Raw genomic sequence first — 11634 nt, forward strand, 5'->3', positions numbered from 1 at the left:
AGATGTGTATAAGAGACAGGCTTTTGCCCTTGCTGGATCACCCTGGCCCCGGGCAATGGAGCTATGGGCAGAGGAACCCATGCCAATCATCATGCCAATGCCGATAATGATGCCGAAAAGAGGCCAGCTCAGGTTCATGGCTGCCAGGCCATCGGCGCCTACAACCTGACCAATAAAGATGCCGTCGATGGTGGCATAAAGGCCATTGACCAGCATCCCTGCAACAGCAGGTATGGTGTATCGCCAGAAAAGCCGGTTTACCGGCTGGTTTGCCAGGGATTCTTTATTAGCTGAAGGCTCTTTACTGGCTGAAGGCTCTTTACTGGCTGAAACCCCTCCAGCAGAGTTTTCCGGTGTATTGATTGAATGCAGTTCCATGATTACTTACTTTTATTGTTAGTCTGGCTAACTAAGTGGATAAAAAATTTACAGCTGTTCACACATCTGAGCTAACAAGTGCTCAAGAGTCTGGTAATCGGCCGGTTTCATTTGTTGTTTGATACGTTGGGTGAAGCGGTCAAAGATTTCATTATCCAATGCCATCAGGGTTTTTCCCTCATCGCTAAGACTCACCAGTACCACACGCCCGTCATCAGGAGAGGCTGCTCTTTTTAACAGTCCACGGCGCTCGAGTTTGCTAATCATATTGCTGGCTGATGGCTTGGAAACCCGCATCATGCTGGCAATATCAGACAGTCGAGCTTGCTCAAGCTGCTGAACAGTCTGTAAATAGTCGTATTCATTAAACGACAGCTGCATGAATCGGCTGGCCACTTCATCACTGCGCCACATCTTGTTCAGGTGACGCTCAATACGATCCAGAGACTGGCTGAGTGAAAGTTTGGCAGGCATAATAATTTTGTTAGCCTAACTAAGTAAAGGGTAATTATAAAAGTTTGAGACAGGTTTTGATATCCGGTAAGACCGAACTCTGGATTATTTTTATTCAGGCTGACGGGGGCGCGATTACCTTCTGATAAACAGAAGGTAACAGGCAGGTGGTTTAAATCTCAGTCAGCATTTGAGCGGCTGATTTATAGAGAAGATTCTGTGCCAGGGCAACGCTTTCACAGGTAACGACACCCTTGCAGACATTCAGACCTTCCCGCAGGTATGGGTTGTCTTCAAGTGCTTTACGCGGCCCCTTGTTGGCAATTTGCAGTACATAGGGCAGTGTGGCGTTATTCAGTGCCAGAGTGGAAGTGCGGGCAACCGCTCCAGGCATGTTGGCTACGCAGTAGTGAACCACTTCATCAACAATAAAGGTGGGTTCTGCATGGGTGGTGGCAACCGATGTTTCTGCACAGCCGCCCTGGTCGATAGCCACGTCGACAATGACAGACCCCGACTTCATTTTGCTGACCAGCGCCCGGGTGATCAGCTTGGGGGCTGCAGCGCCGGGCAGAAGGACACCGCCAATCACCAGGTCGGCAGTGACCACATGTTGCTCAATAGACTGGGAGGTTGAGTAAACCGTGCGAACCCGGTTGCCATACTGGGCATCAAGCCTGCGCAGCGCATCCACAGAGCGGTCGAGAACCACGACCTCGGCACCCATGCCAACCGCCATGGCGGTTGCGTTCTGTCCAACAACACCAGCTCCAATAATAACAACCTTGGCAGGTTCAACACCGGGGACGCCGCCAAGGAGCATGCCACGGCCTGCCATGGATTTCTCCAGACAGCGGGCACCCGCCTGAATAGACATACGACCGGCAACTTCAGACATCGGTGCCAGCAGGGGCAGTCGACCTTGTGCATCGGTTACGGTTTCATAGGCAATACAGGTAGCACCGGAATTGATAAGGTCTTTGGTCTGTGGCACGTCAGGTGCCAGATGCAGATAGGTGAAAAGGGTGTGATGGGGTTTCAGTCTGGCGCGCTCAACTGTCTGCGGTTCTTTTACTTTGACGATGAGTTCTGCAGTATCAAAAACGGCCTCGGCAGTTTCCAGGATGGTAGCACCTGCAGCCAGGTAGTCTTCATTGTAAAAACCTACGCCATTGCCAGCATTGTCCTCAACAAAAACCTCGTGTCCATTTTTTACCAGCTCTTTTACAGCAGCGGGTGTCAGGCCTACGCGGTACTCGTGATTCTTGATTTCCCTGGGAATGCCTATCCGCATATTTAACTCCATGAACATATTAACGTGGGATATAACAATATTTAACATTATTTTTTATAGATTTTTATCTTGAATATAGTATTTATTTGGTTTTTTATCCTTATGCGATCTTTCTATTTGTTGATTTGTCCTGTATTCAGGAAAATGTAACAAATAAAGCCGTTGAATCGCTTCTTAGGGAAGCTGCAATTAAGAATGTACCATCGTCATCCCCGCCTTCGCGGGAAAGACGGAGGGGGGTAGGAATCGGCATTTAAGGTGTTTTTGTTAAATATATTGAACAGCCCGTGGTAACTGTGCAGTATTGGCATAAAACAGTTATCAACAATAACAAATAGTGCAAATAGCCAGCAGCCTGCCCGAGAGTAAGTGCACAGTCTCAGGCCTGATGGGGTTGCCGCTCTTGCTCTCAAAAAAGTCAGGGACTGTTATATGCCAGATTTCAAAACGGAACTTGCGGATTATCTTGAGTGCTATCCGCAGACTGAGTACATCGATACCCTGCTGCCTGATATCAATGGCTTTGTAAGGGGTAAGCGCCTGCCGGTGACAGCGTTCAAAAAGCTGGAAAAAGGATGCTACCTGCCTTGTTCCGTATTCTCCCTGGATATTACCGGTGTCACCATAGAAGAGGCTGGTCTGGGGATGACAATAGGTGAGCCTGATCGTCTTTGTATGCCTGTATCAGGAACGCTTGCACCCTCCGCAGCGGATCCGGATAAAATCGCTCAGGTGCTTTTAACGATGAAGGATGAAGACGGCAGTGGTTTTCCCTATGAACCCCGGAATGTTCTGACCCATATCGTTCAGCGATTTAAAGGCCTGGGTTACACGCCGGTGGTTGCTTTGGAACTTGAGTTTTACCTGATTGACCCGCAACGTTCATCAGAAGGAAAGTTACAGCCTCCTGTCGGTTTTGTTACCGGTACACGGGAAACCATGAGTCAGGTTTATTCCGTTGACGGGCTGGTGGATTTTGCCGGGTTTCTGGACGATGTGAATCAGCTGGCCAAAGCCCAGGGGGTTCCTGCTGACTCAGCGGTAGCAGAAGCGGCTCCCGGGCAGTTTGAGATTAATCTGAAGCATGGGGATGACTCTGTCGCTGCCTGTGACCATGCCATTATGCTCAAGCGATTGATTCGTGAGCTGGCAGGGCGTTATAACTATGAAGCCACCTTTATGGCCAAGCCCTATGAGGAGCATTCGGGAAACGGCCTGCATATTCATGTCAGTCTGCAGGATGACAGTGGCGGAAATGTTTTTGCCAATGCCGATGGGGATGACAGCAAGATTCTTCATCATGCCATTGCCGGCTCTATTGAAATGATGCCGGAAACCGTTGGGTTGCTTTGTCCTAATGTAAACTCCTATCGTCGTCTTATGCCCAATATGTATGTGCCACTGCATGCGTCCTGGGGACACAATAATCGTACAGTGTCGTTAAGAATACCAGCCAGTGGGAAGGATGATCGTCGCATTGAACACCGTCTGGCAGGTGCTGATGCCAACCCGTACCTGACGTTAGCAGCAGTGCTTTCCGGTATGCTGCATGGTATTGAGAATGAGCTGACGCCACCGGAAGAAGCATTGCCATGGTTGGATAATGAGTTGCCTCTGTTGCCTCACCGACCTGCTGAAGCGCTTTCCAGATTGGCAGAGGGACAGCTGCTTTCTGGTTATATAAGTCAGCAATATATTGATCTATATACACTCTGTAAAAGGGAAGAGCTTCAGCGGTTCGAACGTCATGTGACGGCACTGGAAACCGAGTGGATGTTGAAAACGGCTTAAACCTCGTTCCCATGCTCTGCGTGGGAATGCATATGGGCTGGTACATGGTTTCAATGCGTTTGACAGGTTGGGTCGAACGGAGTGAGCCCCAACAATGTTACCGATGATTGCAGAGAGTTTGTTGGGGCTCGCATTCGCTCGACCTAACCTACGTCACTTATGGTCTTGAAAAAGGAGAGCCCCTGGCTTCCCGGATTTTAATGATTATTAATGATAGAGCGCTTTAGCGGCTGCAGTGTGTTCTTCCATTAACTGGTGCAGGTCCCCTCCCAGCCATTCACGATCTTTAACCTGCCATTGGCCGTTCACCATTACGCTATTGGCTTGATTTGCACCACAAACCACCAGTGCCGCTAATGGGTCATGGGCACCACTGAACCGGAGTTCGTCCAGTTTATAGAGGCCAATATCCGCTTTTTTACCAACGGCCAGCTCACCGATATCTTCACGACCCAGAACTTCGGCACTGCCTTTAGTTGCCAGATAGAGCGCGTCAAGGTGAGAGAATTCATCAGCTTGATAGCGCAGGCGTTGAATCAGCAGAGCCTGACGTACTTCCTGAATAAGATTACTGTGGTCATTAGAAGCACTGCCATCAACCCCCAGCCCAACCCGACAACCGGCTTCCCTGAGTTCTTTCACCCGGCAGATACCGGAAGCCAGAATCATATTGGATGATGGGCAGTGGCAGATACCGGTGCCGGCTTTGCCCAGTCGCTTAACTTCTTCATCATTAAAATGAATACCATGGGCCAGCCAGGTTCGATTATGAAGCCAGCCAACTTCTTCCAGATAATCCAGGGGTCTTAAGCCGAACATTTGCAGGCAAAAGTCATTTTCATCTTCTGTTTCTGCCAGATGGGTATGCAGATGAACCTGATGTTCACTGGCCAGTCTCGCACTCTCTTTCATAATGTCGGTGGTGACTGAAAATGGAGAGCATGGCGCAAGGGCGATTTCTACCAGTTGACGATTATCTTTCTGGTGATACTTCCGAATAAGACGAGCAGAGTCGTCCATGATGGTTTGTTCACTTTGCACCACCGACTTGGGTGGTAAGCCGCCATCTTCCTGACTCAGTGTCATTGATCCCCGGGTTAAAGTAGCCCGAACCCCCAGTGAGAGTGCTGTTTCGGCCTGAATATCGATGGCACTTTCCAGCCCCTGGGGAAAGAGGTAATGATGGTCTGCCATGGTTGTACAGCCGGAAAGCAGCAGTTCCACCATAGCCAGCTTGCTTGACTGCTGGTGCATCTGTGGCGTCAGGCCAGCCCAGATGGGGTAAAGGGTTTGCAGCCATGGAAACAGTTTTTTGTTCAGCGCTGGTGGGCAGCAACGGGTGAGGGTTTGATAGAAGTGGTGGTGGGTATTGACCAGTCCTGGCATCAATATCTGGTCGCGGGCATCGATCACTGTATTGCAGTGGGTAGCGGGTTCCTGTCCTGCTCCCAGAACTTCGGCGATACGATCACCTTCAATAACAATACCATTGCTGGCATCTAACGAGTTGGCAGTAAAGACAGCCAGAGGCTGCTTGATCCAGATTCTTTCCATTAAGGCACCCCAAGTGCTTCTTATTTAAGCAATTGACACTGTGCAGGGATCGTGAGTAAAAAGAAGACAGTCACCTTGCACTTTTAATGTCCGGAGTCTGAGTCCGGGACATTCTGGCGCATAACAGTGACTTGCGTGTTAATCTGTCAGGCGGAATTACTGTACCAGCTATGAAGTGTATTTTCACGATAGTTGATTCAGTTAGCACGGGTTTTCTGTAAGAGGAAAAACAGGACGGGAAGGTTTTATTTCTGAATGCTTTCCATAGCCTTGGGCAGTTCTTCTTTCAGGAAGGTTACAGCTGATAAAAACTTACAGTCTTCAAAGGCAATAATTAAATCAGATACTGTTTTGTAATATTTGCTGACTTCGGTCAGGTAAATGTTCATTAATATTTTTTTAGTCTTATCTACAGTGTCAATCTGGTCAGAATTTAGTTTTGACTGCATTATTATTTTCAGGGTGTCAATCTGCTGCCAGCTGCATTTATCAAGCAGGATTTTTGTGTATTTTTCACTGGAACTATCCAGGTCGGTCAAGTTAAGAGTTTCAAAAAACGACATTAGTATTTGCTTGTGGCCATCGTCCTTATCTAGCCAGTCTATCAAATCGGAAACTTTTGTTTCTTTACAATAATCAGTTATAGCAGATCCAACCGTTAATTTTATTTCATCTGCGGCGCTATAAAAAACGTCATCGTCATCGTCATCTTTATTGTCCAGCTCATGAAATCCTTCATCGTTGCCATGCTCATGCTGTAAATGGTGCTGCTGATTCTGTTGAGAAACTTCGGATACTGATTGAGGTTCTTTCTGTGACAACTGCTGATAATCTTGACTGTCACTGATCTGGTTTTTGATATTTTGGATGTCAATGCAACTTCTACTAATATTACCACTGTATGTTTCGCAATCAGGTTTCCCCCCGGTTTGACTGGCTTCGGTATTAACTTTATTGATGACAGTTGAATTCTTGATAGGGTGTTGAGGTTTTTTCTTTTGCTTCTCGGTAGTCTCGGTAGAAGCACCCTCCTGGCCAAAAAAAGCTTTTAAATTTGAGTGTTGATAGATGTTCATTGTTGTTATTTCCTGCGTGCGGTTTCCTGTCTAATTTGTAAATGAACAACGGTTTTGCTTCGATACCCTCTGTCATGTATAAGCTTTAGTCCGACAGGAGGCAAAGCAGAGTGGGTGTGTTAACCCGTTGTTTTTAAAAAAAACAGTTCATCGGATGTAATCAATCGTATGAGTTAGACTGAAAAATCTGAAATTGGTTCCCTGATGCTTAAGTCAATGGCCGTTGCTTTGAGTCAATGATATTTCACGCGTGTTTAAAGGCTGATCAAGATTGACTTCTTGCCGATGAAAATGGTTATATGCTTCCCATTAACCACACTGGCTGTTGTTTCAAAATCCCAATGCTTCAGACATTACATCATCGTCATCACCGCTCATTGAGCATGGCCTTTGTGGCTGTGATGCTGTTGTCTGTCCTGCAGTTTTGTCTGATGAACATGGCTGAGGGGCCGCTTGCCCAGCACCAGAGTGAGAGTTTACTGACCAATACATCGGCTACCAGTGAACAGACTCTGTTGGTCAGTGCCATTGATAGTACCCATGACTGTTGTGTTATCGACAGTGCCTCTATTGGAGCTATGGAAGCTGCCTGTCCGGACTGTGAAAATGACAGCCAGGCGCTGCAGATTCTTGCTGGTCCCGATCTCAAACCTCTGTTTACACTGCTCTATGTTGTCGTACAGGAAGTACTGAATCAGACGTTATATGCCCGCTTATGGCAGCAGTTTACCGAGCCGGACATCCTCTCATCCCTGCCTGATATTTATCTCGCGAAAGCCTCCTTCCTGGAATAGTTGTTCCTGAAAACTTCAAGCTGAACTGTTTTTTCGGTCTTACCGGGAGGACGTTGCGGTCGGCTGTGCTGTCATTGGCATGGTCGATCCCGAAGTGTTGTTTTCAAGGGACATTTTAATGTTACTTAAATGGAATGTCGGGATTACCCGGCGTTGTCAGCAGCTTGTCACCATGACAGGTCTACTGCTGCTGACTATGAATAGCGCGGCTGTCAGTCAGTCCGGAGCCAGTAAAGCCGGATTAACACTGACCGAGGCAGAACGGATTGCGCTGGCCGTGGACGAAGGTGTGAAACAGTTTTCAGCCCAGTCCCGCATGATTGAGCAGGAGTCCATTGCCGCAGCAAGCTGGATGGATCCAAAGTTATCCATTGGCACTATGAATCTGCCTGGTAATGACCTGGACCCACTTAACCAGGGAATGGTTGAGTTCAAAGTGGAGCAGATGCTTCCCAGGGGGAGCAGCAATGATATCCAGAAACGCCAGCTGACTCTGAAAAAAGAAGCAATGGACGCTGCTGCGACTAACCGTAAGCTTTCGGTTCAACGGGATGTCCGCCTTGCCTGGCTTGATGCGTGGTACTGGCAGCAGGCGCTGGTGGAACTCAAAGCGGAACGTAACCTGTATGAGTCACTGGTAACGGTGACGGCATCCATGTACAGCCAGGGCAAGAAAAGCCAGCAGGATGTTTATAACGCTAAAGTCACTCTTTCCCGTCTTGATGATCAGACACTGTCGTTTTCTTCCAGCCATGGACAGAGCCTTGCCGTACTTGGCCGCTGGCTGGGTGAAACAATGGTCACACGGGTCGGTTCTGATTTGTCGGCTCTGCCCGGGGTTCAACATCAGCCAGCGGTTAAAGCCTCTTTTGATCATCCGCTGATTCAAGTGGCAGAACGGGCGATTGCTCAGGCAGAGCAGGGTGTGGCCCTGGCCAGAGAGCAATTCAAACCGCAGTTTGGCATAGAGTTCGCTTACGGTCGTGAGCAGGGCGATATGGCCATGATGGGGGGGGATGATAACCGGAATAAATACTCCCTGATGGTGATGATGGACCTGCCGCTGTTCACGGCAGATCGACAGGATCGTCAGCTGCTGGCCAGTCAGTATCGTAAGGAGGCTGCGTTAGCCATGAGGCAGGATCTGTTGCGTCAGCTGACTGGGCAACTAAACGCAGAGTTCGCCCGTTATCGTGGCCTTAGCCAGAGGATTGATCATTATTCCAATAGTCTGTTACCGGATGTTGAAAGCCAGGCTCAGGCGGCACTGAATGCCTATCAGTCGGATGCACAGGACTTTAACAGCGTGATTCAGTCATACCGAACACTGCTTGATACCCGGTTGGCCTTTAAACGGCTTCAGGCGGATATCAGACAAAGCCTTGCCCGTATTGATTATCTGATGCCAGGGAGCAACTATTAATGAACAGGAATCTATTCAGATTACCGCTGATCATGATTGCGTTTATTGCCGGGATGGGCGTTTATCATCTCTGGCAGACGACACAGGGATCAGTTGCCGTTGCTGAGCAGAAGCCTCTGTACTGGGTTGCTCCCATGGATCCCAATTACCGCAGAGATACGCCGGGGAAATCACCCATGGGGATGGATCTGGTACCGGTCTATGAGGAGCCTTCCGATAAAGAGCAGTTTCCGGGAACGGTGTCAGTTTCACCGGCAGTAGAAAATAATCTCGGGGTGCGGACTGAACCGGTGAGCAGGCAGTTACTTACGCCTCAGGTACAGACGGTTGGCCGGGTAGCTTATAACGAAGACAGCCTGATGCAGTTGAACAGTCGTGTTGATGGCTGGGTGGAAAACCTGACGATTGCTTCCCGTGGTGAGTTTGTCAAAAAAGGCAGTCGGCTGTTTGACCTTTACTCGCCCACGCTGGTGAATGCCCAGGAGGAGTTGCTGGCGGCGATTAAATCCGGAAACTCAGCGCTGATCCGTGCATCCAGAGAGCGACTTTCATCGCTGGATGTTCCTGAAAAGACCGTTGAAATGATTGTCCGGCAGAAAAAAACACACCGAACCATTCCTTTTTATACGTCCAAAGACGGTTATATCTCTCAACTTAATATACGTGACGGGTCTTATGTAACGCCTTCAAAAACTCTGATTGAACTGGCCAGCCTTGATGATGTCTGGGTGATGGCGGATGTGTTTGAGCGTCAGTCTAACTTTATTGAAATAGGACAGACTGCATCTATGTCAGTGGATTACCTGCCCGGAAAGACCTGGCGGGGCGAGGTGGATTACGTTTATCCCGAGCTTGATCCAAAAACCCGTAGCCTGAGAGTGCGGTTGAGATTCCCTAATCCCAACACAGAATTGAAGCCCAATATGTACTCTCAGGTACGCATTGATACGGGTGGGTTTTCTGCACTGGCGATACCTGCTGAAGCGGTTATTCAAACGGAAGGTCAACAGCGGGTTGTTAAGGCTCTGGGCAGTGGGCGGTATCGCTCGGTCAGGGTGGCTACGGGGCGACGGGTGGGTGGTCAGGTGGAGATACTGAAAGGATTATCAGTGGGAGAGCGAGTGGTTACTTCAGCGCAGTTCCTTCTGGACTCTGAATCCAGTATCAATGCCGATCTCAGTCGTTTTGAAGATAAGGACTCTCAACCGGTCTGGGTTGCAGGAAAACTGGAAAAGAAAAAGCAAGGCGCTGTTACGGTGACCCATGGCCCGGTGCCAGAGTGGGGATGGCCCGCAATGACCATGGACTTCTATTTGTCACCGGATGTTGATGTAACTTCGGTGAATTTGGGTAGCAGGGTTGATCTTCAGGTTGAGAAAAGCGGTGGTGGGCGGTATCAGATCATTGCCATGAAGACCCTGGAAGATAAGCCAATGGATCATTCAGGTCAGGATATGGGCTCTATGCCTGTGAACCATGACGCCATGGGTCATTAAGGAAGCCGGAAATGATCAAAGCGATAATAAGTGCTTCCCTGGGGAATCGTTTCCTGGTGCTGCTGGCTGCCCTTGCGTTGTTAGTGGGCGGTGTATGGGTCACTAAAAATACACCGGTGGATGCCCTGCCGGATCTGTCGGATGTGCAGGTCATTATCAAAACCGACTATCCGGGGCAGGCTCCCCGGCTGGTGGAGGATCAGGTTACTTACCCGCTGACCACCGCCATGATGTCGGTACCCGGAGCGGTTGATGTCCGGGGTTCCTCCATGTTTGGTACCTCTTATGTGTACATCATTTTTGAAGATGGGACGGATATCTACTGGGCCCGTTCACGGGTACTTGAATATCTGAATCAGGTGCAGGGCAATCTGCCAGCCGAGGCCAGAACAGCCCTTGGGCCTGATGCAACCGGTGTCGGCTGGGTCTACAACTATGCCCTGGTTGACCGGACCGGTGGTCATGATCTGGCTCAGTTGCGTAGCCTGCAGGACTGGTACCTGAAGTATCCATTGCAGTCGGTTGCCGGTGTCAGCGAAGTCGCTACCGTTGGGGGGATGGTGCGTCAGTATCAGGTTATAGCCGATCCATTCAAGCTGAGAGCCTATGGCATTCCTCTTCAGAAACTGAGAGAAGCACTGGCCAATGGTAATAGTGAAGCGGGTGCCTCAGTCATTGAGATGGCTGAAGCCGAGTATATTGTCCGTATCACCGGCTATCTGCAGGGGATAGAAGATATTCGACAAGTGCCGCTTATGGTCACCGAAGAAGGCACACCGCTCACCATTGGCGATGTGGCTACGGTTCAGAAAGGGCCTCAGATGCGCCGGGGAATCGCTGAGCTGAACGGAGAAGGTGAAGTGGTTGGTGGCATTATCGTGATGCGCTATGGCGAAAATGCCCGTGAAGTGATTGAAGCGGTCAAAGAAAAGCTCAGCGAACTGCAAGAAGGTCTGCCAGAAGGTGTTGAAATTATCACCACTTACGACCGCTCCGGGCTGGTGGACGATTCCATTGCCACACTGACCGGCACATTGCTGATTCAGCTGGTGATTGTTGTGGCGATCTGTGCGCTGTTTCTGCTGCACTTTCGCTCATCGCTGGTGATTGTTATCAGCCTGCCGCTGGGAATTCTGGGGGCATTTGTCATCATGTATTTTCAGGGGCTGAATGCCAATATCATGTCCCTGGGGGGTATTGCCGTTGCCATTGGCTCCATGGTGGATGGTTCCATCGTAATGATTGAGAACTTCCACAAACACATGCAGCGGGTCAAGATCACCGCCGCTAACCGTTGGGCAGTGGTCAGGCAGTCGTCGTTAGAAGTAGGGCCTCCCCTGTTTTTCTCCCTGTTGATTGAAGCGGTCAGCTTTAT

At 49.4% G+C, this 11634-nt stretch carries 10 protein-coding genes; 5 read left to right on the forward strand and 5 right to left on the reverse strand.

All coding sequences use genetic code 11. The features are described 5' to 3' along the window. From RM811_RS00580 to ald, 3 genes are all read right to left on the reverse strand, one after another. A partial coding sequence (locus tag RM811_RS00580; protein WP_402519684.1) for an MATE family efflux transporter occupies positions 1–378 on the reverse strand: 378 nt, incomplete at its 3' end. Between the two features lie 48 nt (positions 379–426). Beyond that, positions 427–852, reverse strand: a complete 426-nt coding sequence (locus RM811_RS00585) for a MarR family winged helix-turn-helix transcriptional regulator (protein ID WP_402519687.1) — start codon at positions 850–852, stop codon at positions 427–429. A 151-nt stretch (positions 853–1003) separates the two neighbouring features. After that, positions 1004–2125, reverse strand: a complete 1122-nt coding sequence (ald, locus tag RM811_RS00590) for an alanine dehydrogenase (RefSeq protein WP_402519689.1) — start codon at positions 2123–2125, stop codon at positions 1004–1006. Between the two features lie 432 nt (positions 2126–2557). On the opposite strand from ald, the gene RM811_RS00595 reads away from it, so the two are divergent. Continuing rightward, on the forward strand, positions 2558–3916 hold the full coding sequence (locus tag RM811_RS00595) for a glutamine synthetase family protein (protein WP_402519692.1): 1359 nt from the start codon (positions 2558–2560) through the stop codon (positions 3914–3916). Between the two features lie 207 nt (positions 3917–4123). On the opposite strand, the gene RM811_RS00600 is transcribed toward RM811_RS00595, so the two are convergent. Both RM811_RS00600 and RM811_RS00605 read right to left on the reverse strand, forming a co-directional pair. Continuing rightward, on the reverse strand, positions 4124–5470 hold the full coding sequence (locus tag RM811_RS00600) for an 8-oxoguanine deaminase (protein ID WP_402519695.1): 1347 nt from the start codon (positions 5468–5470) through the stop codon (positions 4124–4126). A 245-nt stretch (positions 5471–5715) separates the two neighbouring features. After that, positions 5716–6546, reverse strand: coding sequence for a hypothetical protein (locus RM811_RS00605; RefSeq protein WP_402519698.1), 831 nt, complete (start codon positions 6544–6546; stop codon positions 5716–5718). A gap of 299 nt (positions 6547–6845) precedes the next feature. Here RM811_RS00605 and RM811_RS00610 point away from each other — a divergent pair, with 299 nt between their 5' ends. From RM811_RS00610 to RM811_RS00625, 4 genes are all read left to right on the forward strand, one after another. Next, positions 6846–7340, forward strand: coding sequence for a hypothetical protein (locus RM811_RS00610; protein ID WP_402519700.1), 495 nt, complete (start codon positions 6846–6848; stop codon positions 7338–7340). 118 nt (positions 7341–7458) lie between these two features. Then, a complete protein-coding gene (locus tag RM811_RS00615; protein WP_402519703.1) occupies positions 7459–8763 on the forward strand; it encodes a TolC family protein in 1305 nt (434 codons plus the stop codon). After that, positions 8763–10259 carry an efflux RND transporter periplasmic adaptor subunit gene (locus tag RM811_RS00620; protein WP_402519706.1) on the forward strand — a complete coding sequence of 499 codons (1497 nt, stop codon included), beginning with the start codon at positions 8763–8765 and terminating at the stop codon, positions 10257–10259. Before RM811_RS00615 ends, RM811_RS00620 begins: the two co-directional genes overlap by 1 nt. Positions 10260–10270: 11 nt before the next feature. Next, the coding region (locus RM811_RS00625; protein ID WP_402519708.1) for an efflux RND transporter permease subunit at positions 10271–11634 on the forward strand (1364 nt) is incomplete at its 3' end.

It is taken from the genome of Endozoicomonas sp. (assembly GCF_031844845.1).
Taxonomy (GTDB): domain Bacteria; phylum Pseudomonadota; class Gammaproteobacteria; order Pseudomonadales; family Endozoicomonadaceae; genus Endozoicomonas.

Excerpts from the sequence above, each read along its gene's own strand:
- RM811_RS00585 (WP_402519687.1), bottom strand. The coding sequence starts at position 852 with ATGCCTGCCAAACTTTCACTCAGCCAGTCTCTGGATCGTATTGAGCGT.
- ald (WP_402519689.1), bottom strand. The coding sequence starts at position 2,125 with ATGCGGATAGGCATTCCCAGGGAAATCAAGAATCACGAGTACCGCGTA.
- RM811_RS00595 (WP_402519692.1), top strand. The coding sequence starts at position 2,558 with ATGCCAGATTTCAAAACGGAACTTGCGGATTATCTTGAGTGCTATCCG.
- RM811_RS00600 (WP_402519695.1), bottom strand. The coding sequence starts at position 5,470 with ATGGAAAGAATCTGGATCAAGCAGCCTCTGGCTGTCTTTACTGCCAAC.
- RM811_RS00605 (WP_402519698.1), bottom strand. The coding sequence starts at position 6,546 with ATGAACATCTATCAACACTCAAATTTAAAAGCTTTTTTTGGCCAGGAG.
- RM811_RS00610 (WP_402519700.1), top strand. The coding sequence starts at position 6,846 with ATGCTTCCCATTAACCACACTGGCTGTTGTTTCAAAATCCCAATGCTT.
- RM811_RS00615 (WP_402519703.1), top strand. The coding sequence starts at position 7,459 with ATGTTACTTAAATGGAATGTCGGGATTACCCGGCGTTGTCAGCAGCTT.
- RM811_RS00620 (WP_402519706.1), top strand. The coding sequence starts at position 8,763 with ATGAACAGGAATCTATTCAGATTACCGCTGATCATGATTGCGTTTATT.